Origin of the sequence: Defluviitalea raffinosedens (genome assembly GCF_016908775.1) — a bacterium.
Classification (GTDB): Bacteria; Bacillota; Clostridia; order Lachnospirales; family Defluviitaleaceae; genus Defluviitalea; species Defluviitalea raffinosedens.
The window spans coordinates 303,800-326,685 of the sequence record NZ_JAFBEP010000001.1 but is presented as its reverse complement, the minus strand read 5'-3'; the positions used below and the strand labels follow the sequence as shown (position 1 = coordinate 326,685).

The 22,886-nt window shown below is 36.9% G+C and carries 25 protein-coding genes; 15 read left to right on the top strand and 10 right to left on the bottom strand.

Features of this window, described 5'->3' with window-relative positions:
* Positions 1-29: 29 nt before the first annotated feature.
* Complete coding sequence (glgP, locus tag JOD07_RS01625; RefSeq protein ID WP_204611771.1) at positions 30-1,646, bottom strand: alpha-glucan family phosphorylase; 1,617 nt, start codon at positions 1,644-1,646, stop codon at positions 30-32.
* 200 nt (positions 1,647-1,846) lie between these two features.
* Between glgP and JOD07_RS01620 the strand changes: the two genes are divergently transcribed.
* The 6 genes from JOD07_RS01620 to JOD07_RS01595 all read left to right on the top strand — a co-directional run bounded on the left by JOD07_RS01620 (position 1,847) and on the right by JOD07_RS01595 (position 5,995).
* On the top strand, positions 1,847-2,422 hold the full coding sequence (locus JOD07_RS01620; protein ID WP_158741041.1) for a thymidine kinase: 576 nt from the start codon (positions 1,847-1,849) through the stop codon (positions 2,420-2,422).
* 305 nt (positions 2,423-2,727) lie between these two features.
* Complete coding sequence (gene dhaK / locus JOD07_RS01615; RefSeq protein WP_204611769.1) at positions 2,728-3,720, top strand: dihydroxyacetone kinase subunit DhaK; 993 nt, start codon at positions 2,728-2,730, stop codon at positions 3,718-3,720.
* 18 nt (positions 3,721-3,738) lie between these two features.
* A complete protein-coding gene (gene dhaL / locus JOD07_RS01610) occupies positions 3,739-4,368 on the top strand; it encodes a dihydroxyacetone kinase subunit DhaL (RefSeq protein ID WP_158741037.1) in 630 nt (209 codons plus the stop codon).
* A gap of 10 nt (positions 4,369-4,378) precedes the next feature.
* Positions 4,379-4,759, top strand: coding sequence for a dihydroxyacetone kinase phosphoryl donor subunit DhaM (dhaM, locus tag JOD07_RS01605; RefSeq protein WP_158741035.1), 381 nt, complete (start codon positions 4,379-4,381; stop codon positions 4,757-4,759).
* A gap of 26 nt (positions 4,760-4,785) precedes the next feature.
* Positions 4,786-5,049, top strand: coding sequence for an HPr family phosphocarrier protein (locus JOD07_RS01600; protein ID WP_158741033.1), 264 nt, complete (start codon positions 4,786-4,788; stop codon positions 5,047-5,049).
* Positions 5,050-5,167: 118 nt separating this feature from the next.
* On the top strand, positions 5,168-5,995 hold the full coding sequence (locus JOD07_RS01595; RefSeq protein ID WP_204611768.1) for an FxLYD domain-containing protein: 828 nt from the start codon (positions 5,168-5,170) through the stop codon (positions 5,993-5,995).
* Positions 5,996-6,047: 52 nt separating this feature from the next.
* Here the strand turns inward: JOD07_RS01595 and JOD07_RS01590 are convergent, their stop codons facing one another.
* The gene (locus tag JOD07_RS01590; protein ID WP_204611766.1) at positions 6,048-8,117 is read right to left on the bottom strand and encodes a methyl-accepting chemotaxis protein; all 2,070 of its coding nucleotides are present in this window, start codon (positions 8,115-8,117) and stop codon (positions 6,048-6,050) included.
* Positions 8,118-8,296: 179 nt separating this feature from the next.
* Between JOD07_RS01590 and JOD07_RS01585 the strand changes: the two genes are divergently transcribed.
* On the top strand, positions 8,297-8,476 hold the full coding sequence (locus JOD07_RS01585) for an HTH domain-containing protein (protein ID WP_158741028.1): 180 nt from the start codon (positions 8,297-8,299) through the stop codon (positions 8,474-8,476).
* Positions 8,477-8,605: 129 nt separating this feature from the next.
* Positions 8,606-9,016, top strand: coding sequence for a hypothetical protein (locus JOD07_RS01580; protein ID WP_158741026.1), 411 nt, complete (start codon positions 8,606-8,608; stop codon positions 9,014-9,016).
* Between the two features lie 26 nt (positions 9,017-9,042).
* Here JOD07_RS01580 and JOD07_RS01575 read toward each other — a convergent pair whose 3' ends face one another.
* Positions 9,043-11,136 (bottom strand): heavy metal translocating P-type ATPase, encoded by a 2,094-nt coding sequence (locus JOD07_RS01575; RefSeq protein ID WP_204611764.1) that lies wholly within the window; start codon positions 11,134-11,136, stop codon positions 9,043-9,045.
* A 19-nt stretch (positions 11,137-11,155) separates the two neighbouring features.
* A complete protein-coding gene (locus JOD07_RS01570) occupies positions 11,156-11,515 on the bottom strand; it encodes an ArsR/SmtB family transcription factor (protein WP_158739914.1) in 360 nt (119 codons plus the stop codon).
* 184 nt (positions 11,516-11,699) lie between these two features.
* On the opposite strand from JOD07_RS01570, the gene JOD07_RS01565 reads away from it, so the two are divergent.
* The 4 genes from JOD07_RS01565 (at position 11,700) to JOD07_RS01550 (ending at position 15,773) form a co-directional block, all read left to right on the top strand.
* Positions 11,700-12,488: a Cof-type HAD-IIB family hydrolase gene (locus JOD07_RS01565; protein ID WP_158739913.1), complete on the top strand. Its 789-nt coding sequence runs from the start codon at positions 11,700-11,702 to the stop codon at positions 12,486-12,488.
* A gap of 226 nt (positions 12,489-12,714) precedes the next feature.
* Positions 12,715-13,578 carry a PRD domain-containing protein gene (locus tag JOD07_RS01560; RefSeq protein WP_204611761.1) on the top strand — a complete coding sequence of 288 codons (864 nt, stop codon included), beginning with the start codon at positions 12,715-12,717 and terminating at the stop codon, positions 13,576-13,578.
* A 173-nt stretch (positions 13,579-13,751) separates the two neighbouring features.
* Positions 13,752-15,143: an N-acetylglucosamine-specific PTS transporter subunit IIBC gene (gene nagE, locus JOD07_RS01555; protein WP_158739911.1), complete on the top strand. Its 1,392-nt coding sequence runs from the start codon at positions 13,752-13,754 to the stop codon at positions 15,141-15,143.
* Between the two features lie 144 nt (positions 15,144-15,287).
* Positions 15,288-15,773: a PTS sugar transporter subunit IIA gene (locus JOD07_RS01550; RefSeq protein WP_158739910.1), complete on the top strand. Its 486-nt coding sequence runs from the start codon at positions 15,288-15,290 to the stop codon at positions 15,771-15,773.
* Positions 15,774-15,781: 8 nt separating this feature from the next.
* Here JOD07_RS01550 and JOD07_RS01545 read toward each other — a convergent pair whose 3' ends face one another.
* Positions 15,782-16,663: a YihY/virulence factor BrkB family protein gene (locus JOD07_RS01545; RefSeq protein WP_158739909.1), complete on the bottom strand. Its 882-nt coding sequence runs from the start codon at positions 16,661-16,663 to the stop codon at positions 15,782-15,784.
* Between the two features lie 24 nt (positions 16,664-16,687).
* On the bottom strand, positions 16,688-17,089 hold the full coding sequence (locus tag JOD07_RS01540) for a 23S rRNA (pseudouridine(1915)-N(3))-methyltransferase RlmH (protein WP_158739908.1): 402 nt from the start codon (positions 17,087-17,089) through the stop codon (positions 16,688-16,690).
* A 90-nt stretch (positions 17,090-17,179) separates the two neighbouring features.
* On the opposite strand from JOD07_RS01540, the gene JOD07_RS01535 reads away from it, so the two are divergent.
* Positions 17,180-17,482, top strand: a complete 303-nt coding sequence (locus JOD07_RS01535) for a Dabb family protein (RefSeq protein ID WP_158739907.1) — start codon at positions 17,180-17,182, stop codon at positions 17,480-17,482.
* Positions 17,483-17,514: 32 nt separating this feature from the next.
* On the opposite strand, the gene JOD07_RS01530 is transcribed toward JOD07_RS01535, so the two are convergent.
* A complete protein-coding gene (locus tag JOD07_RS01530; RefSeq protein WP_158739906.1) occupies positions 17,515-17,898 on the bottom strand; it encodes a hypothetical protein in 384 nt (127 codons plus the stop codon).
* A 175-nt stretch (positions 17,899-18,073) separates the two neighbouring features.
* Here JOD07_RS01530 and cls point away from each other — a divergent pair, with 175 nt between their 5' ends.
* The gene (gene cls, locus JOD07_RS01525) at positions 18,074-19,525 is read left to right on the top strand and encodes a cardiolipin synthase (RefSeq protein WP_158739905.1); all 1,452 of its coding nucleotides are present in this window, start codon (positions 18,074-18,076) and stop codon (positions 19,523-19,525) included.
* 36 nt (positions 19,526-19,561) lie between these two features.
* On the opposite strand, the gene JOD07_RS01520 is transcribed toward cls, so the two are convergent.
* Positions 19,562-20,218, bottom strand: coding sequence for a lysophospholipid acyltransferase family protein (locus JOD07_RS01520; protein WP_158739931.1), 657 nt, complete (start codon positions 20,216-20,218; stop codon positions 19,562-19,564).
* Between the two features lie 204 nt (positions 20,219-20,422).
* Between JOD07_RS01520 and JOD07_RS01515 the strand changes: the two genes are divergently transcribed.
* Positions 20,423-21,010, top strand: coding sequence for a hypothetical protein (locus tag JOD07_RS01515; RefSeq protein WP_158739904.1), 588 nt, complete (start codon positions 20,423-20,425; stop codon positions 21,008-21,010).
* 43 nt (positions 21,011-21,053) lie between these two features.
* Here JOD07_RS01515 and JOD07_RS01510 read toward each other — a convergent pair whose 3' ends face one another.
* The gene (locus tag JOD07_RS01510; protein ID WP_158739903.1) at positions 21,054-22,520 is read right to left on the bottom strand and encodes a nicotinate phosphoribosyltransferase; all 1,467 of its coding nucleotides are present in this window, start codon (positions 22,518-22,520) and stop codon (positions 21,054-21,056) included.
* A gap of 91 nt (positions 22,521-22,611) precedes the next feature.
* Positions 22,612-22,749: a hypothetical protein gene (locus tag JOD07_RS01505; protein ID WP_158739902.1), complete on the bottom strand. Its 138-nt coding sequence runs from the start codon at positions 22,747-22,749 to the stop codon at positions 22,612-22,614.
* Positions 22,750-22,886: the final 137 nt, after the last annotated feature.

The following is a 22,886-nucleotide window of genomic DNA, read 5'->3' as shown; positions in this document are numbered from 1 at the left end:
ATGACCTTGGTACAACCAAGGTCATTTTTTTAGTGTTTAATATAAAGTTTTTCATAATATTCTTCTAACATTCTCTTGATGGAGAACTGATCTTTTGTACTTAAGATGCTGTTTCGCATCATTTCAACCCATTTATCCCTGTTTTCATAATATGTGGGGATCACCTCATCCAAAAGTATTTTATAAAGTGCTTTTAAATCATGAGCATCCAGTTCTTTTTCGTCTTCACTTTCAAATCCGTCACCGAACTGCCATCCATTTACCCCATGATTACATGCTTCTGGCCACCATCCATCAAGGGTACTTACATTCAATACACCGTTCATAGCAGCCTTCATGCCGGAAGTACCGCTGGCTTCTTTAGGCCTTCTGGGGTTATTAAGCCATACATCTGAACCTCTGGTTAACATAGCACCTATGGTCATATCATAGTTTTCAAGGAATACTACTGAATTAGGATATTTCTTGGACATACGTACAATGTTTTCAACAATTTCCTTTCCGGTATCATCCAGAGGATGGGCTTTACCGGAGAATACAATCTGAATCTTTCCTTCTTTTAATAAAGGATCAATAACTTTTTCGTCGGTAAAGATGAAATTGCTTCTCTTATAAGGAGCAGCTCTTCTGGAAAAACCTATAAGCAGCTTATTGGCATCTAATCGTACGCCATTTCTTTCTTCTACAAAATTAATCAGTTTCTTTTTATTATCCATATGGATTTCCCATAAATCTTCGCCGTTTACTGCACAATCAATCATCCTTTCATCAACCCATGTAGGAATATGGATTGCGTTGGTGATTCCGATGATTTCAGCGCGGTTATCGATATGCGCCCACATTTTGTTTGCAGTTTCTTTATGAAGATCTGCAACGGCATTGGATATTCTGGATAGTCTTAATGCACCTACAGTCATGTTAAAAGGAGAACCGCCAATGGATACTAATTGTTCTAAGGTTAAGCCGTTGTTGGCACCCATATACATTAATCTGTCCAGATAATGGGATTCATTTCCCTGAACGATAGGTGTATGGGTAGTAAATACGATTTCTTCCCTTGATGCTTTTACAGCTTCTTCAAAGGACATTCCACGATCCATTTTTTCTTTTATAAGTTCAAAGCCTGCAAAAAGTGCATGGCCTTCATTAAAATGATAAACGTCAACATCAATACCTAAAGCTCTTAATGCCCTTACGCCGCCGATCCCCAGAACCATTTCCTGAGCGATTCTTTCTTCACCAAACCATCCGTACAATTGACCGGTGATCCATGCATCCTCATTCTCAGGAAGATCTGTATCCAGAAGATAAATTGGCGCATTACCAAATTCGGTTACTTCCCAAACTTTACATACAACGTCTCTTTGACGAATCTTTACAGTAACTTTAACCCCTGTATCTTTTAAGAAATCATATTTATAATTATGATATGTATCATAAGGACGACCATCTTCATCGATCTTTTGATCGGTGTATCCTTGTTTCCATTTGATGCCTATGCCTACGATGGGATAATCATAATCTTTGGCACCTTTTAAGTAGTCCCCAGCTAATATTCCGAGCCCGCCTGCATAGGTTCTCAGGGATGTATCCAGTCCATATTCCATACAAAAATAAGCAACCTTAGGTAAATTCTTATTAGCCATAAAGCCCCTCCTAAAACGTGTTATTTTTAATAGGTGATCACACCAATACTTGTATTATACAAAAAAATTTGGTATAGTGCAATCGCTTGCATGAATATTAACCAAAATATTTTTTCTATTAAGATAATACTTTTAAATTGCAAACCCCAATAGAATATGAAATAATAATAAGGATATTGTAATAAACGGGAGGATATGACATGTTTCTACCAGATGGATATGGAAGCTTAGAAATAATCTGTGGACCTATGTTTTCAGGGAAGTCAGAAGAACTCATCAGAAGAATTAAACGGGCAAAGATTGCAAAGCAAAATGTATTGGTTTTTAAGCCTAAGATTGACACTAGATATGAGGAAGAATGTATTTGCTCCCACGATGGCAATAATATTAAAGCCATCAGTATATCAAATTCTGAAGAAATTCTAAATTACATAAATGAGGATACAGATGTGATCGGCATTGATGAGGTGCAATTCTTAGAAGGAGATACGGTATCCGTATGCAAAGGGTTGGTAGCAGAAGGAAGAAGGGTGATCTGTGCAGGACTGGACATGGATTTTAGAGGGGAACCTTTTGGATGTGTCCCAAATCTTTTGGCGGTTGCTGATTCAATCACAAAATTAACAGCAGTGTGTATGAATTGTGGAAAACCTGCTATATTTACTCAGCGCCTTGTGGATGGAAAGCCGGCAAAATATAATGATCCCCTCATATTAATCGGTGCGAAAGAATCCTATGAAGCACGATGCAGAAAATGCCATCAAATAGATCAATAATTATAACATTTATTGGACATGAAAGCCTTACTTAGAGAATATATTTTAAGTAAGGCTTTTTATTGTATAGGAGATTCTTTCGGATTTCCTATACAATAAAAAGTCCTCCGATGAAATAAGAAAGTTTGATGCGCTTAAAGAATCAGACTTTCTTATCTCACAGTGTGTGCAGGTGTTTTTTTTATACATGAACTGGACAACCGTATATGCTTCATATTTTGAGCGGGATTTTAAAGTTTACCAGGAAGATGTTAGGACCTTTTTAGGTTCTTAACATAAAAAATAAAAGTATTGGGGGGTCCTTCATGAAAAAATTAATTAACAAGCCGGAAAACGTTGAAAAGGAAATTCTAGAAGGGATTGTAAAGGCACATGGAGAGTATGTGAAAAAGCTACCTGGTTTTAATGTATTGGTTCGTGCGAAAAAGAAAGAAAACAAGGTAGCTTTGGTCAGTGGGGGCGGCAGTGGCCATGAGCCTGCCCATGGAGGATTTGTTGGAGAAGGGATGCTTGATGGAGCGGTTGCAGGGGCTGTATTTACTTCTCCGACGCCAGACCAGGTATTTGAGGCAATCAAAGCAGTTGATGGGGGACAGGGAGTGCTGCTCATTATCAAAAATTATACCGGAGATGTCATGAACTTTGAAATGGCTGCTGAGATGGCTGAAATGGAAGGGATTAAAGTAGAGAAAGTTATTGTAAATGATGATGTAGCGGTTGAAGGAAGTTTGTATACGACTGGCCGACGGGGTGTTGCTGGAACAATATTCGTGCATAAGATCGCAGGTGCCTTGGCAGAAAAAGGTGCGACATTAGAAGAAGTCAAAGCCGTTGCGGAAAAAGTAATTGCCAATGTAAGAACCATGGGCATGGCACTTACTCCATGTACCGTACCGGCTGCAGGAAAACCGGGATTTGAACTGTCAGAACATGAGATGGAAATGGGTATTGGAATCCATGGAGAACCGGGAACCCATAGGGAAGCCCTGGTGGAAGCGGACAAAATAGTTGATCATATGATGACTAAAATACTTGGGGATATGGATTTAAAGGCTAAGGATGAGGTAGCTGTCATGGTCAACGGATTTGGCGGTACACCATTGATGGAATTATACATTGTCAATAATCATGTATACGATGTATTAAATGAAAAGGGTATTAAGATTTACAGGACTTTTGTAGGTAATTACATGACATCCATCGAAATGGCAGGGTGTTCGGTAACGGTATTAAAATTGGACGAGGAAACGAAAGAACTTCTCGATGCGAAAGCCAATACCATTGCCTTTAGAGTATAACAAAGAGAGGGTGCCTTTATGATCGATCATAAAAAAGTGCTGGAAATCATAGAGAAGATTGCAGAGAAAATCCATGAAAACAGACAGTTTCTAACAGATTTGGATGCTGCGATCGGGGATGGAGACCATGGAATTAATTTAGATCGGGGATTTCAAGCGGTTGTCGAAAAACTTCCTACGATAAAGGATAAAGATATTGGCTCTATTTTAAAAACAGTGGGAATGACATTGGTATCCACTGTAGGAGGGGCTTCAGGGCCATTATATGGTACTGCTTTTATGAAAGCAGGGGCTGTGATGAGTGGGAAGATGGAACTTAATGGATCGGATATTCTTACGATTTTTGAGGAAGCCATAAAAGGCATTCAAGTGAGAGGAAAAGCCAACAGGGGGGAAAAAACCATGCTGGATGCCATTGAACCGGCTTATGAAGCCTTACGCAGGGAATTAGAAAAAGGCAGTACTTTAAAAGATGCCCTATCCCAGGCAGAAAATGCGGCAAAAGAGGGTGTAGAATACACAAAGACCATTATTGCAACCAAAGGAAGAGCAAGTTATCTTGGAGAAAGAAGCATAGGACACCAGGATCCGGGAGCAACTTCTTCAATGCTGATCTTTACAGTATTAAAAGAAAGTTGTGAGGAATAGAGGTGATTAAATGGTTGGAATTGTCATTGTTTCTCACAGTGAAAAGGTAGCAGAAGGGGCAAAGGAACTGGCACTGCAGATGGCTAAAGAAGCACCTGTTGCAGCAGCTGGAGGGATGGCTGACGGAAGCATTGGAACAGATGTAGAAAAAATCGTCAAGGCGATCAAGTCGGTGCAATCAGAGGATGGGGTTGTGGTTTTAGTAGACCTTGGCAGTGCCATTATGAGTTCTGAAATGGCCATTGAAATCACCGGAGGGAATGTAAAGATTGTGGACGGTCCGATCGTTGAAGGAGCGATTGTTGCAGCAGTAGAATCCGTCATTGGCTCAAACTTAGAAACAGTAACCAATGCCATCATAGAAGCCAAAACCACCAATAAGCTCCTTTAGATTAATTAGGCAGTAGGAGGTAAGAAATGAAACAAGTGACTCTTGTATTAAAAAATGACGGGGGACTTCATGCACGGCCGGCAAGTCTTTTTACAAAAACCGCTTCGAAATTTCAATGCAGGCTTAAAGTAGTGAAAGAAGAGAAGGAAGTTAATCCCAAAAGTATCTTATCTTTGCTCGGCATGAATGCAAGGAAAGGAGACAGCATCACAATTATTGCTGATGGAATAGATGAAAATGAAGCAATAAAAGCACTGCAAAACCTAGTTGAAAACAATTTTAAAGAATAGCGGAAGAGCAATCTTCCGCTATTTTTTTCAATTGATTATATGTTCGTGGGATCCGCTGTAATATTTTTCTGAGTATAGGAAAAGATAAAAATAGACTTTGATTATAGGAGGAGTATATATGCCCGAGCAACGAGGAAATGAAAAGAAGTCTATTTTTAAAAAATGGTGGTTTTGGGTACTGATTGTTTTGATTATTTTAATATTGGCAAGCTTAGGTGGAGGGGGTAAGAATCAAACTCAGGAACCCACTCCCCAGGAAGAAACAACGTCCCCGAATGAATCTGTGCAGCAAGATACAGAAGAAACAGCACAGGAAACCCCCGAAGAAGTAGCAAAACAAGGACAAGAAGTAAAAGAAACACCTGATGCAGCGGAAAATGCAGCAGATGAAGAACCAGAAAAAATTGAGTTTTCAAATATACTGGTAAATACTGATTTGGATATGACCATGGTTTATGGTGAAGTAAAAAATAATGATACCAAAGCCCATAGCTTTACCGTTAAAGTTACTTTTTATGACGATGCCGGAAAAATCATAGGAACTGCCAGCGGTGCAGTCAATGATTTAAATGGTGGAGAAACCAAACTTTTTTCAGCCATTGGTACTGATGACATATCCTCAGCAACAAGCCAAAAGGTTCAGGTGGATACGATGGTAAGTACAAAAGACAATACGCCTTTGGTCATTACTTTTTCCGAGCCACTTGTAAGATCTGACGGAGGCATTACGATGATCGATGTGGATACTACCAATAATGATACTTCCACCCATTCATTTACTGTCCTTATAGGTTTCTATGATGAAAGCAATACTTTAATCGGTGCAGCTACCGGTGCTATGAATGATTTAGGCGCGGGAGAAACCAAAACCCTTTCAGCTATGGCCAATGGAGATTTGTCCAATGCTGCATCCACTAAAATTTATGTAGATGCCATGGTACGATAAAAATGACCTTGAAGGATTACCTTCAAGGTCATTTTAAAATAAGGAGGGAATTTTACAGTTTAAAGGTTTCAACCAGACGTTTAAGATCATATGCCAGATTCTTAAGAGATTCTGCATCTTGAGCAATTTCTTCAATAGCAGAAGTCTGCATTTCTACAGAAGCCAGTACTTCCTGGGAAGCAGAAGCAGATTGTTCAGAGATCGCAGCAATTTCTTCAATAGCAGTGATGACTTGATTTTTGTTTTCATTCATATTTTCTATACCTTTTAGGAGTAATTCTGCTTCAGAAAGAACTTCTTTTATAGATTCATCTATATTATTAAAGGCAGATATGGTATGGCTGGAAGCTTCATTGGACTGTTCTAAAATCATGTTCAGCTCTTGAAGTTTCTTCTGAACATTTTGAATAGAGTGTTGCACTTCTTTGATGGTACAATCTATATCCTTTGAAGACTTGGCAGTCTGCTCGGCAAGTTTTCGGATTTCATTTGCAATGATTCCAAAGCCTTTTCCGGATTCTCCTGCTCTGGCGGCTTCTATGGCTGCATTGAGGGAAAGAAGGTTTGTTTTGCTGGCGATATTTTGAATAGCCTGTGTGATATCACTGATGGAAGAAGATTTTTCTGCCAGATTAGAGATACTTTCTGTAACATATGTTTTGGCTTCGTCGTAAGCTTCTACGCCTTCCTTAAGAGCATTTACTGCAACCATTCCAGCGGTTTTAGCTTCATTGGTTTTATTCATGCACAAATGAATTTGCTTGCTTCTGTTAAATATATTATCCATTTCTGAACCTAATTCAGAAAGCTGAATACTTCCTTTACGGGCCTGATTAGCCTGGGAAGTGGCTCCCTGAGCCAATATTTCTGCAGTATGTGCAATCTCATCGCTAGTTGTGGCATTTTGAGTAGAAGATGAAGCTATACCCTGGGCGGATAAAAGGAGTTCTTCTGAGACTTTAGAAATGATTCCGATCATTTCACGTAATTTTTTTCTCATTTCAAGAACCGATTTTGCCATGAATCCGATTTCATCTTTATGTTTTGCTAAGCCATAATTTTCATCATAAACTAAGTCAAACTTAGATGTTCTTTCGATTAAATCTGTAATGTGCTTGATTGGTTTTGTGATCGTATTGCCTATTAAAATCGCTATGATACTGCTTACAATGATACTGATGCATGCAAAAGCAACCATAAAGGCGAAACTTTTGTTGACTTCTTCAGACACTTCGTCAAAAGGCACATTGGCAACTAAAATAAATCCATTAGACAACTTGGAATATCCAAAGATTTTCTTTTGATGGTTTAAAGAATATTTAACCACATCCGTATCTGAGTTATTTATTGCGTCAGCAATGACTTTGAAAGAGCCATCTTTTACAGTTTTCAAGTTTTGATTTATGGAGAACTGTGGGTGTACAAGAAAATCAAGATCAGAATTTAGAAGGAAGCCATAACCAGTTTCGTAAAATTTCATAGCATTTACGATTCTCTTAAAATACGCAAAATCAAGATTCATTCCTACCACACCTATTAAAACATTGTCTACATATATGGGATAGGTGTAAGAGATGATCTGTGTACCGGAAAGGCTGTCCGACCTAATGTCGCTCCAGACGCCTCTGCCTTCTTTAATTGGCTCATAGTACCATTCCATGGCTTCATTATATGGATTGAAATCTTCTAAAGTATACGCACCATCCATAAAAAATTCGTTGGAGCTGTTATTTCTTTTGTAGGCACAGTAAGAAAGGTCATCGGTCAGTTCCGGGTTAAAGAAAAAGTAAGTACTCAATACTTCTTCGAAAGGCTTTCCAAACTCTTTAATCAGAGGGGTCAGATGTTCTTTATACTCTTCTAAATAGTGACAATCATTTATTTTATCCATTTCAAATTCTGCCAGTATACTTTGGGCCAGGAAATCTACCCTTTCTTCTGTATTTTTTAAGATGGCATTAAACTCTTGTGATTTATTTTCAATGTTCATAGAAAGTACTGTAGTCGCAATTTCTTCAGACAGTTGGATTCCTTTGGAAATTACACCTATACCCATCAGCAGCATAGCCGAAACAGAACAGATCGTCATTCCAAGGATTAGTTTAGTCTTGATCTTTTTCAATCCTCTCACTCCTTTCAATGAATTTTTGACTTTGTAATATATATATGCAGACAACCTCAAAAATGGGACAAATTTTGATAAAATATGACATCAATAAATTTTTATAAAATATGTAAGAAATAATTGATTTATGCCGATATTTATAATGAGAGGATATTGAGCAATAGGAGATGATAGAGATGAATCATTATGAAGCAATTTTAGACTTTTTTAGCAAAGCAGATAAACCTGTGAGTGCAGGGCAAGTTGCAGAGGCAACCGGTATAGAAAGAAAAGAAGTGGATAAGGTAATGAAAAAACTTAAAGAAGAAGAAAAAATTGTATCTCCAAAGAGATGCTATTGGGAACTTAAGAAATAATACATAATAAAAAGCCTTCATTAAAAAATGGAGGTTTTTTATTAATAGTTAGTCACTTATATCCATTGTATTAATAATCATAGACTAGTAATATAAAAGTATAGTCTAGTCTTATAGGAGGCGCGATGATTGAAAACGGTAAGTTGTGCAAGGTGTGGAAAATTATATGAATATAATGGCATCTCTGATTACTGCCCGATTTGCATGCAATATGATGAGGCAATCTTTCAAAAAATCAAGGAGTACTTAAATGAGCATCCTAAGGCAACGGTAATACAGGTAGCGACTGACCTAGATATCCCTGTAAAAATGATCAAAAAGTATTTGCGAGAAGGAAGACTTGAAATTGTTGAAGCCGAAAACTTTTTTTTAAATTGTGAAAAATGCGGAGCGCCTATTAAGACAGGAAGATATTGTGATAAGTGCGCAAGAGATTTTGACAGTGGCGTAAAAAGGATCACTAATGAAGCAGCAACCAATATCCATAATAGAAAATATAGTGAGAAAATGAGATATTTAGATAAATCAAAAGTAAAATAACCGAGGAGTATCCCCGGTTATTTTTATTATTTTGTATTCATTACACGCATGGCATTTAATACTGCAATTAAAGCAACGCCTACATCGGAAAATACGGCTGCCCACATCGTAGCAAAACCTAAGGCTCCTAAAGCCAGAACAAAGATCTTAACGCCAAGAGAAAAAATGATATTTTCCCATACAATACGGCGGGTTTTTTTGGCAATTTGAATGGCAGAGACAAGTTTTGAAGGTTCGTCGGTCATAAGAACGATATCGGCAGCTTCGATTGCCGCATCGGAGCCTACTCCTCCCATGGCAACGCCTATGTCAGCCATTGCAAGAACCGGTGCATCATTTATACCGTCTCCTACGAAGATAAGCTTTTCTTTTGAAGGAATTTGAGTTTGGATCAATTCTAATTTTTCTACTTTTTCGTGGGGAAGCAGTTGACTGTAGTACTCATCCAGACTAAGTTCTTCTGCAACTTCTTTGGCAGTAGAATGTCGATCGCCTGTCAGCATTACTGTCTTTTTAATTCCAATGGCTTTTAATTCATGAATCGCCTGTTTGGAATCTTCTTTGATTTCATCGGAAATGACGATTAACCCTTCATAATTTCCGTCCACCGCAATATGAATCAGACTGCCGGAGGTATCAGAATCAACATGAATGTTATGATTAAGCATTAACTTTTCATTTCCAGCCAATATTTCATTTCCATCCACATTTACTTTAACACCGTGCCCAGGTATTTCTTCCGCCGCAGATATTTTGCTTTTATCGATGTCTTTTCCATAGGCTTTTAAAATTGAAAGGGCAATGGGATGTGTAGAATAACTTTCCGCCAATGCAGCAAATTCAAGCAATGCTTCTTCGGAAAGATTTCCTTTAGGAATTACTTTTGTTACTTTAAATACGCCTTTTGTTAATGTGCCTGTTTTGTCAAATACAATGGTATGCACATCATTTAAAGCTTCCAGATAATTGCTTCCTTTTATGAGGATACCGTTTTTTGATGCGCCTCCAATTCCTCCAAAAAATCCAAGAGGTATAGAAACAACCAGGGCACAGGGGCAAGATATAACCAGGAAAATAAGGGCCCTATAAATCCACTCTGAAAAGGTTGCGTCAGGAATAAAAAGAGGAGGGATCAAAGCAAGAAGAGCTGCCGAAATGACAACGGTAGGGGTATAATATCTTGCAAATTTCGTAATGAAGTTTTCTGTGGGAGCTTTTTTGCTGCTGGCATTTTGAACCAAATCCAGTATTTTTGATACGGTAGATTCAGAAAAAAGCTTTGTCACTTTGATCGTTAATAACCCTCTTTCATTAATTGAACCTGAAAGTACTTCATCATTTACTTTAACTTCCCTTGGAAGAGATTCTCCAGTGAGAGCCGATGTATCAAGGGTAGAACTTCCTTCTACAACGATTCCGTCCAATGGAATTTTTTCACCGGGTTTTACAAGAATCAGATCGCCCACTTTTACTTCTTCAGGAGATACGACTTTACTGCCGTTTTCAAGTTTTAGATGAGCATAGTCCGGCCGGATATCCATTAAGGCCTGGATGTTTTTTCTTGAGCGGTTAACCGCCAAGTCCTGAAAGAATTCTCCGATTTGGTAAAAGACCATTACCGCTACAGCTTCAGGAAATTCTCCAATAGCAAAGGCGCCAATTGTTGCAATCACCATCAGGAAATTCTCATCGAATACTTGCCCTTTTAATATATTTTTCAGGGCTTTTACTAAGACTTCCGTGCCGACCAGAAGGTAACTCAGTAAAAATATAAGTTTTTCATTTAATGAAGACAGAGGAAGTATTAATCCCAAAGCATAAAGAGCAATTCCCAATATCAGAGGTATTATTTCTTTAAAATCTTCCTTTTCTTCTTTCTTAGTCTCTTTAGGTGTATTTTCCAGTACACGGATACCGGATTCGACAGATGTAGCTATCGTTGATGCTTTTTCTATTATAGAGGCTATTGTACCAGGAGAATTAATTTCTAATGTGAGTTTTTGAGATACAAAATCAATATATGCATTTTGAACTCCTGGAATAGCTTTTACTTGAGTTTCAATTTTTGCAGCACAGTTAGCACAGTGCAATCCTTCTAAAATCAGTTCTTTTTTAACCATAGGATTTCCCCCCTTGCAATTACTCATTAACGTGTTCTAAACCTTGGGCAAAGATTTGAGTCACATGGTCATCTGCCAGAGAATAATAGATGGTTTTTCCTTCTTTTCTGTACTTTACAAGTCTTGCTTGTTTTAATACCCGGAGTTGATGAGAAATAGCCGATTGTGTCATTCCAAGGAGTGCGGCAATATCACATACACACATATCGGAAGCTGACAGGGCATGAAGTATTCTGATTCTGGTACTGTCTCCAAATACTTTAAATAATTCTGCCAAATCATATAAAGTTTCTTCAGGGGGCATGGAATCTTTTACTTTTTCTATAACATCTTCATGAATGATCGTAGAGTCACATTTTTCTATTCCATTATATTCCATAATAAAACTCCTTTCTACGTCTGAACATATGAACGAATATTCATATGTTAATTACATTATATAATAAGTTAAATGAAAGTCAATAGGATTGGTAAATTTTTATATGCATTTTATATGCATTTACTTTAATTCACCCTTATGCTAACATGAAGTAAGATTAAGCCATTAGAAGCGAGGGAGAATAATGCAGTATAAGCTTATCGGGATTGATATGGATGGAACTTTACTAAATTCAAAACATGAAGTAACTTTAAATACTCAAAAGGTATTGACCCAATGTATTAAAAAAGGCATTAAAGTGGTATTGGCTTCAGGACGTTTATGGGATTCTATGTATGCTTTTACGAAGCATTTAGGACTGGTTGATGAATATGTTTCTTTAAATGGAGCGGTGATTACTTCACCAAAAGAAAGAGAAAAGGTGTTTAAGGCATTCATTAAAGATAAAGATTATTATGAGCTTCTTGAGCAATTAAAAGGCGTAGAAATGCCTGTATATGTATTTGATATGGATCGGTACTACACACAAAAGAATTGGGATGACAGAGAAATCATTGAAGAAATATCAGGAATGAAAGCAGAGCTTATAGAGGATTTCTCGGTTATCAAATATCCCACGAAGATTCTTCTGTCTTTTCAAAATGAAGAAGAGATTAAGACATTAACACAGAGAATCAATCATCCGGATTACAAGCTGATCCGAACAGGCTTTAATTATATTGAGATTGTAAGAAAAGATGTCAGCAAGGGAGAAGCAATCTACTGGCTTGCTCAAAAATATGGATATGCTAAAGAAGAGATTCTAACCATAGGGGACAGTGAAAATGATATAGAAATGATCTCTTATGCTGGTCTTGGAATTGCTATGGGGAATGCAGCACCTAATGTTAAGGCGGTGGCCGATCAAATAACAGATACCTGTGATAACGAAGGGGTTGCCAAGGCGATTGAAAAATATGTTTTAAATGGGTAACATATTAAAAAGCTTAAAGGCATAAACTTATAATAAGAACTAATTTGCATACGATTGGCTCTTGACATAATATCCAGAATAATGTTATTATATGGACAAATAGTAAATAATGTAGATGTGTTACTGGTTATCAGGCATAAATCTATTCATGAAGTTTTTTCGTAAGTGAGTGGGTTTATGCCTTTTTGTTTTTTGTATTGGTTATCCGATTATTGGGGGGAGTCCTTTGACAAACAAGTCAAGGTATCAAATAAAAAAAGTAATGAATAATAATGTGATTCTTGCAGTAGACCTTCAAAATCACCAGGAAGTAGTTTTGATTGGAAAAGGACTTGGATTTGGTAAAAAAGAAAAAGCCATTATCGAAGTAGATAAAAGTCAAATCGAAAAGGAGTTTCGCACCTTTGACAAAAAGATCAAAGAGGAGTATTTTTCTCTTTTACAGCAACTGGATGAAGACGTCATAAGTGCATGTGAAGAAATCATTACCATCGCAGAAGAGCAACTTGGAAAGTTAAACGATCACATTCATATTGTACTTGCGGACCATATAGGTTTTGCTGTAGAGCGGCTTAAAAATGGAATGGAGATCAATAATCCCTTCTTATTTGAAATCAAGACTTTATATCCTAGAGAATTCGAAATAGGAAGAATAGGAGAAGAGATTATCAGAAACAGATTAAAAACAGAAATATCCGAATCAGAAATAGGTTTTATCGCCCTTCATCTGCACTCTGCGAGACAAAATAAAAGTATTTCAGAAACGGTAAAAGATACAAGGCTTCTTAAGGAAGCTGTTGAAATTGTTGAAAAGGCTTTAGATTACAAAATTGATCCCCAAGATCTTTCGTATTATCGGTTGGTCAATCATTTAAGGCTTGCAATTAATCGGATGGAGCAGAATAAGCAGGTTGAAAATCCTCTTTTAGATACAATCAAGCAGCGTTTTTCATTTTCCTTTGAGATTGCAAGAAATATTGCAGATCATATTAAGCAATATAAAGACATTAGGATTACGGATGATGAATTAGGATATATGGCGATTCATATTGAAAGATTAAGGGAATTAATGAAATCAAATAAAGAATAGTAAGCGTGTTACTGACGGTTGTTCAGGCATGAGCTTATATCTTAGAAATAATTATTTTCTAAGATGTGAGTTCATGCCTTTTTTAAATTTTTATTATGATTATTAAATGTATAACGAAAGGAGGGTAGAAACATTTATAAATTTTATTCTATTATATTTTAGGAGGGGTCAGAATGAGTAATGTATTTGGAAAGTTACAAAAATTGGGGAAGGCATTAATGCTTCCTGTTGCTGTAATGCCGGTTGCAGCACTGATGCTTCGTCTAGGTGCGGAAGATGTATTTAATATTCCTTTTATTGCAAGTGCCGGTTCAGCGGTATTTGACAATCTGGCAATCTTGTTTGCTATTGGAGTTGCTGTTGGTTTGGCAAAAGACAATAATGGATCGGCAGCTTTGGCTGGAGCTGTAGGTTACTTTGTTCTGACGAAAGGTACAGCAGCTATTAATGATACAATCAATATGGGGGTTCTTGCAGGGATGCTTGCAGGGATTGCAGCAGGACTTTTATATAATAAATATCATGATATAAAATTACCGGATTTCTTAGGATTTTTTGGCGGAAGACGATTTGTACCCATTGTTACTTCCTTAGTTATGATTATTGCGGCATTGATATTTGGTTATGTCTGGCCTCCAGTTCAAGGAATCATCGATGCGATCGGCCATGGCATGGTAGCAGCCGGTGCAGCGGGTACATTTGCTTTTGGATTCTTAAATCGTCTGCTTATTCCAGTGGGCCTTCACCATGTTATTAACAGCTTTACATGGTTTGTATTTGGAGAATTTAACGGAGCTACAGGAGATTTGAACCGTTTCTTTGCGCAAATTCCTGCACAGGGTTTAATGGATCCATCTGCCGGAATGTTTATGACAGGATTCTTCCCAGTGATGATGTTTGGTCTTCCTGCAGCTGCATTGGCAATGATTAAAACTGCCAAAAAGGAAAACCGTAAGGCTGTTACAGGTGCATTGCTTGGAGTCGCTTTTACTTCTTTCTTAACAGGAATTACAGAACCTATTGAATTTATGTTTATGTTCCTGGCACCAGCACTTTATGTTGCGCATGCCCTTCTAACAGGTGTATCTATGGCTGTTACCTATGTAATGGGCATTCGTCACGGATTTGGATTCTCTGCAGGTGCGATTGACTATTTCTTAAATATGGGGCTTGCCACCAAAGGATGGCTGCTTATTCCTGTAGGAATTGTATTTGGTATTATTTACTATTTCTTGTTTGTATTTATTATTGAAAAAATGGATCTTCCAACTCCGGGAAGAGTGGATGAAGAAGGCGGAAAAGCAGATGATCTGATTGCAGATAAGGGACTTTCCGGTTTGGCAAGAGAATATATTAAGAAGCTCGGTGGCAAATCTAATATTGTTGAAGTAGATTCTTGTATTACGAGATTGCGTCTTACAGTTAATGATGCCAGCATCATAAAAGACGAAGAACTTAAAGCTTTAGGCGCAACTGGTGTACTTCGTCCCAATAAAAAGAATCTGCAGGTAGTTGTAGGAACAAAAGCAGAACTTATTGCCAATGAAATAAAACGTCTTCTGTAAGAAAAGGGAAAATCTCGTTACGGGAGACCCTTCTCCCGTAACGAGATTTATGTTTATTTATGAATGTTTTTATATACTATAATGGTATTTTATATAAAAGCATTCATAAATAAATAAGCATTTCACATTAAAAGGAGGGCTTTTATGTTTGGATTTTTAAAGAAAAGTATTGAAGTATATATCGTTGCACCGGTTTCTGGAAAACTGATGGATATTACAGAGGTTCCTGATGAAGTGTTTTCAGCAAAAATGGTTGGAGATGGAGTGGCTATTGAACCCAATAATGGCTTGGTCGTTGCTCCCTGCAACGGAACCATTGTCCAGATTTTTAATACCAATCATGCAGTGGCTATGAAGACTAAGGAAGGACTGGAAATCTTGATTCATTTAGGAATTGATACGGTAAAATTAAAAGGCGAGGGTTTCAGGCGTATTGCAGCAGTAGGGGATGAAGTCAAAGAAGGAGATCCACTTATAGAAATGGATCTTGAAACAATTAAGTCGTTAGGGAAATCCACAATTACCCCGATTATTATTACAAATCCTCAGATCACAGAAGCAATGGAAAAGAAAAATGGCATTGTAGAAGCAGGTAAAGACAATATCATGGTGATCAAAATAAAAAGATAAACAGTCCTTTAGTTTTGCCTCATAAACGGCAGGGAGAATCCGAACTTTTTGCAGTATGGTTTGGATTTCCCCTGCTTTAAAAATATCAGGGTTCCATTTAGTTCTCCGCCCAGGAGTATGACGATACTGCTTAAATACAACCAAAGGAGTAAAACAATGATGCCTCCTATGCTTCCATACATCATATTAAACTTCCCAAAATTGTTTACATAAGCAGAAAAAACAGATGAAATTACTATCCAGATCAATGCAGAAAACAATGTTCCAGGAATCACATCTTTAAACGAAAGATGATGATTGGGCATATAACGATAAACACACATTAAAACAAGCACCAGAGTAATGATGATAATAAAATAGCGAAATAATCCCCATAAGGTTTTAAACCAGGGGGATAGTCCCATATGTGAGAATAAAGAGCGCCCTATGGTTTCTCCAAAAACAATCAGCCCAAGAGAAAACAGAATAGAAATCGCAATAACAAGGGTGAAGAATAAGGAAATCCCGCGAATTCTTAAAAACGAACGGGTCTCTTCTGCGTCATAGGCTTTGTTAAGGCCTCTTATGAGGGCATTAACACCGTTGGAAGCACTCCAGAGGGTGGTGATCATACCAAGGGATAAAAGAGTGTGATTGCCTCCCGCCATAATTTCTTCAATCGTTTGATACACCGCATAATATGCTTCATGAGGAAGGATACCTGACAGATTCATAAGAAAAGAATCAAATGTTATGGGAGTATAGCTTAAGATGCTTAGTACAAAAATTAAAAAAGGGAAAAATGACAATACGAGGTAAAATGTAAGTTGTGCACCTAAGGCCGTAACTTCATCATCATAAAATCTGCAGTATAAATCTTTTATGATTACGCTGAGCTTAGGGTGTTTCAAACCAATACCCCCTTTTTTAAAGAACTATTTATGATATGGTTCATTGTTTATAATACGATAAGCACGGTATATTTGCTCAAATAATATAGTAGCTGTAAGCCCCAAGTCCATTTCCATAGGGCTTATGGCAAGACATTCATCATAATTTGCTTTCGTGGACCCTATAATTATGGCAATATCCGATTTTCCTGACACTCCAAGGTGATTGATTTTAGATGCAAGTTCTTCGGAAGAGAGTTGAGCGCCATAAGAAGCGATCAAGATTTTATAGGATTTTGGAGAAAGTTTTTTTAGCAGATCTTCTTCATTTTTCACGGGAACTAAACTTGGTTTGCAGTATCGGCTTAATCTTTTGACATATTCTTTGATCCCGTCAGTGTAAAATTTTTGGATTTTATTGCCAACCACGTAGATTTTGTAATTCATATTAGTATACTCCTTATCGTTGAAAAAATATGATAATAATATTATAATGGGAAAAAACATTAAAACAAAGGCGGGAAGAGGAGGAAGAACATGGTTAAACATATTGTGATGTGGAGATTAAAGGAAGCTTCGGACTTTGGAAGCAAGGAAGAAATAGCGAAGGAAGCCAAAATTCGCTTAGAAGGTTTAAAGGACAAAATAAAAGAGATTGTTTCCATCGAAGTAGGCATTAATTTTAATCCCAGTGATATGGCATACGATTTGGTATTATATTCCGAATTTAAAAGCAAAGAAGATTTAGATACATATCAAGAACATCCCGAACATTTAAAAGTTGCAACCTTCATAAGAGCCAATATAGTAAGCAGAGCTGTTGTAGATTATGAAATATAAGAAATCCCTCCATTTTCTGGAGGGATTTTAATTTATTTTTTAACTGATTTAATGGACAAGATATAGAGCCCTGCAATTTCCACTTTAACGACTTTTTTAGTTGGAAGTTGTTTAAACACTTTTTCATCACAAAGAAAAGTAGTGATTTGAGGGCCTACTTTCGCCTTTACTAAAGGCATTTTACGAAAACGATACCACTTGGGAAATTGATCAATTACCATTTTCGGCAAGTTGGAATCAGTAATTTTGCTTTTCTTCTTATCAATTACAAGAATGGATGTAACCATTTTGTGTTGATTGATTAAGCTTTGTTGTTGGTCCATTTTGGTTTGCATTTTTTTTCCCAAAAAATACAATACTACACCCAAAGCAATCAACACTGCAAGAATGATCAAAAGGATTTGCCAAATATTCACTCGTTGTCCTCCTTTGTTTCTACTGCCACATTTATTGCAGCAAGAAAATATTATGTAATATATCCTTTTTACATTGTACCATTGAATATGAAAATATGAAATAGAAATTTCTTAGAAAAATATTTGGGAAATACAAAGTTTTGGTATAATAATATGTGATAAAAGGAGGGGGAAAATGACTATTGAAAACACAATTCTTTGGATTATCAATCATATTTTGTTTATTAATTTCATACTGGCGATTTTGATTGTGTTTTTTGAAAGAAGAAATCCTTCTTCTACATGGGCGTGGCTCATGATCCTGTTTTTTGTACCTATTTTAGGCTTTTTATTATATTTATTTATAGGCCAGGATTTAAGAAAAAAGAAGCTCTTTGAGCTTAAAGAAGAAGAGGACCAGATCCACAGGATGGTACACAGGCAGGAAAAAGTGCTGCACCAAAAGGAAATTGCCTATGATTACCCCAATATTCAAAAGTGTAAAGATATTATACATCTTCATCTGGTAGGACACAATGCTCTTTATTCCCAGGATAATATTGTGGACATTTATTATAATGGTTATGACAAATTTGAGAAAATGATAGAGGACATTGAAGCGGCAAAGGATTTTATCCATATAGAATATTATATTATTCGAAATGATTCTTTAGGCAAGAGGGTTGTTGAACTTTTGGCCAAAAAAGCAAGAGAAGGAGTGGAGGTTAAGCTGCTCTATGATGGCATGGGATGTATTTGGCTTCCAAAAGATTTTTTTAAGCCTTTGCTGGAAGCTGGAGGAGAAATCAGCTGTTTCTTACCGCCTTTTTTGCCTTATATCAATCTTCGTGTTAACTATAGAAACCATCGTAAAATATGTATTATCGACGGTCAGAAAGCCTATGTAGGGGGCATTAATATTGGCACGGAGTATCTGGGGTTATCAAAGAAAATGGGTTTTTGGAGAGATACGCACCTAAGAATTCAGGGAACTGCTGTGGACAGTCTGGAACTTAGGTTCTTGCAGGATTGGCGTTTCTGTACAAAAACTCCCCAAATTATAGAATCAAAATATTTTCCTCCTAAAAATGTCGATGGCAATACGGGTATTCAAATCGTTTCCAGCGGTCCTGACTCTAAATGGAGTTCCATACGAAACGGATTTTTAAAGATGATTAGCCTGTCAAAGGAAAGAATATATATCCATACCCCTTATCTTATTCCTGACGACAGTTTATTGGAAGCTTTAAAAATAGCAGCCTTATCGGGAGTGGATGTAAGAATTATTATCCCCAATAAGCCTGATCATATGTTTGTATATTGGGCATCCTTATCTTATGTTGGAGAGCTGCTTCAGGCTGGAGTTAAATGCTATACTTATGAAAAAGGATTCATACATAGTAAAATGATTTTGGTGGATGATTTAGTGAGTACCGTAGGGACGGCTAATTTCGACATCAGAAGTTTTAAGCTGAATTTTGAAGTAAATGCATTTATATATGATGAAGAGGTCAATACCAGGCTTTACGAACAGTTTCTGAGAGATTTAGAAGACAGTGAAGAAATTACTTATGAAATATACAAGAAAAGAGGATTTAGAATTAAATTCAAGGAGTCGGTTTCAAGGCTTTTGTCTCCAATGCTATAGTTTCCAAAATAATAACGGGTGAGCATGCTCACCCGTTTAAATTTTTCGCAAATTTTCAATTTGATTTTTAACATATTCTGATAGGTTTTTCTTTTCTTCCGAAGACAGATTTTCTAAATCAATGGGGCTGCCGATATTTACAAGGATATCAGTGGCTTTAACCCAAGGGAAATGAGTTTCTAAAATATTATAGGCATTTCCTATGTAGATCGGCACAATAGGTGCATTAGTCTTTGTGGCAAGTTTTAAACTTCCTTTTTTAAACTCTCCCAGTTCATCTCCTATGATTCTTGTTCCTTCCGGAAAGATTAATAAGGATTGCCCTTCTTTGATTTGCTCAATACCTTGATTAATGGCTTTAAGGGATTGGCGGATATCGTCTCTGTCCATAAATATGCAATTGATTTTTTTCATCCAATAGGATACTACAGGCGTCTTTTTAAGTTCCATTTTACCAATAAAAGCCATAGGCATATCAATGACACTGACTAAAATAGGTATATCAAAAAAACTCTTATGATTGGCTACAAAAAGAACTGTTTTGTCCTTTGGTATGTTTTCTTTTCCATTTACAGTCATTCTTGCTCCTGAACACCATAGGACACCTCGAGCTAAACCCTGGACCCATTTATACGCATAAGCGGTTAATTTTTCTTTTGTTCTAAATTTTTTTAAAAAAGTATATTTAACCATAAAAATGAGTGAAGAGATTCTATGAAAAACAATGAATAAAATGCAGAGAACTGATCTCATAATGTACACCTCATTTTTCAACAAGTATTTCGATATAGAAACATTATATCATATTATTCTGTACAATTACCAAAAAACATACAACATTTTTCTCTAAATTTAAGAGACAATAAATAATGAAATTTATAATAAGGAGGCGATGAGATGAAAAAGTTTGCACAAGCAGCATTAATTGGATTACTTGCCGTAATGGTTATGCTTGCAGGATGCTCTGGCAACAATACTGCAAGAAATACTAGAAACAATGATGGATTGTATGATAATGGCGTTACAGACCGCAACGCCAATGATTGGGACGATAATATTATGGGCTATGATGATACAGGCAATACCAATAGGGCCAATTATAACACTGACAATGATGTAGATTTAATGCCTGGTGACGAAAATGTATTTGACGGAGATTTAAACGATGATGAAGACAATGTAAGACGAGGCATTACAACCCAGATTCAGCGAACACTTCCCGGAACAACAAACAGAACAATAACAGGAACAACAAATAGAATTATAAACAGAAATACTACCGGAACCACAACCAGAAACACGACTGGTACAACAGGCACACGAGGAACAACAGATCTATCTAATATAAAAGGTACAACAGGTAAAAACAATATATCAGGAGGAGCGGGGATTACCACATATAAAACACCAACTGCTGGGAATACTCCAAACACCAGAACAACAACCACAACGACAAGACGAAATAACTTGACTACTTCTAGATAGATAAAAAGCGTGCATGGACTTGCACGCTTTTTGTACAATGGTTTTATTCATCTATACTGGTACCTCTAATGTCATCGATCATTTGCTTTTTCAAATCGTAAAGTTTTTTGGACAAATCCACAGGGATGATATATGGGTTGGTGAGTCTTTTTGCTTCGTCCCATAAGGTCGATAGCTCATGCTGACAATATTCCCGTATTTCCATAACAGAAGGAGACTGATAAACACATTCTCCATTGATGAAAACAGGAACAAGCAATTCTCTTAAAGTAAATGTCCCGGGTTTAAGCTTCATTTGCTTCCAGGTATTCACTGGATCAAATAATTTAAGAGGTTTGCTTTCGTCAAAGGTTTCATCATCTAAAGCAATCAAATCCGCTTTTATTTTGCCTGAAGCTTTATCATAAATTCTGATGATTTTCTTAACTCCAGGGTTCGTTACTTTATCGGGGTTTTCTGAAAGCTTGATTTTAGGTTCTAAAACCCCTTCTTCATTTCTTTCCGCGGCTAATTTATAAACTCCTCCAAAGGCAGGGCAGTCTTTAGAGGTAATCAGTCTTGTTCCTACACCCCACATAGTAATTTTTGCACCTTGCCGTTTTAAATCCGCTATAAGATATTCATCAAGATCGCTGGAGGCGCTGATAATGGCTTCGGGGAATCCGGCCTGATCAAGCATCTTCCTTGCTTCTTTAGAGAGATATGCCAGATCCCCGCTATCCAAACGAATACCTATGATTTTAGGCTTTATATTCTTTTCTCTTAATTCTTTAAACACTTGAATGGCATTGGGTACTCCGGATTTTAAAGTGTCATATGTATCCACAAGAAGGATACAGTTATCCGGGAATGCTTTTGCATATTCTCTGAAGGCTGTCAGTTCATCCGGAAAACTCATGACCCAACTGTGGGCATGGGTACCTTTAACCGGAATGTCAAACATTTTACCTGCCAGTACATTTGAGGTGCCGGTGCATCCGCCAATCATTGCTGCCCTGGCTCCATAAATGCCAGCGTCAGGACCCTGTGCCCGTCTTAATCCAAATTCTAAGACAGAGTCTCCTTCCGCCGCCCAGCATACTCTGGCAGCTTTGGTAGCAATCAAACTTTGATGGTTGATAATGTTCAGCAAAGCAGTTTCGATAAATTGCGCTTCAAAAATAGGCGCCTTTACCCGAAGGAGAGGTTCCTTTGGAAAGACCACTGTGCCTTCAGGAATAGCGTATATATCTCCAGTAAATTTAAAGTTTCTTAAATCATTAATAAAGTCTTCGGTAAATAAATTAAGGCTTCTTAGATAGTTCAAGTCTTCTTCAGAAAAAGAAAGATTTTTAATATAATCAATCGCCTGTTGCAACCCTGCAGCGATGGCGTATCCTGAGTTGCTGGGATTGGTACGATAAAACAAATCAAATACGACTTCATGGTTTTTGACATGAGCTTGTTTATACCCTTGCATCATGGTCATCTCATAAAGATCCGTAAGAAGGGTTAAATTTAAACCGTTCATTTTAGACTTCCTTTCGTATACTATTTAATACCGGCTTGTACCATTATACCACAAAGTCAATGAACGGAATAAGGATTTTGAAATAGAAAAACTATATCTGTTTATTTCTGGATATAAGTTTAACCAGTTCCTCCCCTTTTTTGACTGCATAATGTTTGCATTGAGAAGATAGAAGCAGCAAAGTAAAGGCAGAAAACAATGTAACGATAATGAAGTATAAAATCTCCATATCCATCCTCCTTTCTAATCCGTCAAGGCAATGTAAAATCTATAACTATAAAATATGAATAAAAAGTTAAAATAATGACAATAAATATAAAAAACCCCCTTTACAAATCATAAAGACTTTCCTATAATAATAAATTG

Bases quoted from the DNA above. Each gene is read 5' to 3' on its own strand.
- JOD07_RS01570 (WP_158739914.1), bottom strand. From the start codon at position 11,515: ATGGAATATAATGGAATAGAAAAATGTGACTCTACGATCATTCATGAA.
- JOD07_RS01565 (WP_158739913.1), top strand. From the start codon at position 11,700: ATGCAGTATAAGCTTATCGGGATTGATATGGATGGAACTTTACTAAAT.
- JOD07_RS01575 (WP_204611764.1), bottom strand. From the start codon at position 11,136: ATGGTTAAAAAAGAACTGATTTTAGAAGGATTGCACTGTGCTAACTGT.
- nagE (WP_158739911.1), top strand. From the start codon at position 13,752: ATGAGTAATGTATTTGGAAAGTTACAAAAATTGGGGAAGGCATTAATG.
- glgP (WP_204611771.1), bottom strand. From the start codon at position 1,646: ATGGCTAATAAGAATTTACCTAAGGTTGCTTATTTTTGTATGGAATAT.
- JOD07_RS01600 (WP_158741033.1), top strand. From the start codon at position 4,786: ATGAAACAAGTGACTCTTGTATTAAAAAATGACGGGGGACTTCATGCA.
- dhaK (WP_204611769.1), top strand. From the start codon at position 2,728: ATGAAAAAATTAATTAACAAGCCGGAAAACGTTGAAAAGGAAATTCTA.
- JOD07_RS01535 (WP_158739907.1), top strand. From the start codon at position 17,180: ATGGTTAAACATATTGTGATGTGGAGATTAAAGGAAGCTTCGGACTTT.
- JOD07_RS01595 (WP_204611768.1), top strand. From the start codon at position 5,168: ATGCCCGAGCAACGAGGAAATGAAAAGAAGTCTATTTTTAAAAAATGG.
- JOD07_RS01620 (WP_158741041.1), top strand. From the start codon at position 1,847: ATGTTTCTACCAGATGGATATGGAAGCTTAGAAATAATCTGTGGACCT.
- JOD07_RS01550 (WP_158739910.1), top strand. From the start codon at position 15,288: ATGTTTGGATTTTTAAAGAAAAGTATTGAAGTATATATCGTTGCACCG.
- JOD07_RS01510 (WP_158739903.1), bottom strand. From the start codon at position 22,520: ATGAACGGTTTAAATTTAACCCTTCTTACGGATCTTTATGAGATGACC.
- dhaL (WP_158741037.1), top strand. From the start codon at position 3,739: ATGATCGATCATAAAAAAGTGCTGGAAATCATAGAGAAGATTGCAGAG.
- JOD07_RS01515 (WP_158739904.1), top strand. From the start codon at position 20,423: ATGAAAAAGTTTGCACAAGCAGCATTAATTGGATTACTTGCCGTAATG.
- JOD07_RS01505 (WP_158739902.1), bottom strand. From the start codon at position 22,749: ATGGAGATTTTATACTTCATTATCGTTACATTGTTTTCTGCCTTTACT.
- dhaM (WP_158741035.1), top strand. From the start codon at position 4,379: ATGGTTGGAATTGTCATTGTTTCTCACAGTGAAAAGGTAGCAGAAGGG.
- JOD07_RS01520 (WP_158739931.1), bottom strand. From the start codon at position 20,218: ATGGTTAAATATACTTTTTTAAAAAAATTTAGAACAAAAGAAAAATTA.
- cls (WP_158739905.1), top strand. From the start codon at position 18,074: ATGACTATTGAAAACACAATTCTTTGGATTATCAATCATATTTTGTTT.
- JOD07_RS01540 (WP_158739908.1), bottom strand. From the start codon at position 17,089: ATGAATTACAAAATCTACGTGGTTGGCAATAAAATCCAAAAATTTTAC.
- JOD07_RS01585 (WP_158741028.1), top strand. From the start codon at position 8,297: ATGAATCATTATGAAGCAATTTTAGACTTTTTTAGCAAAGCAGATAAA.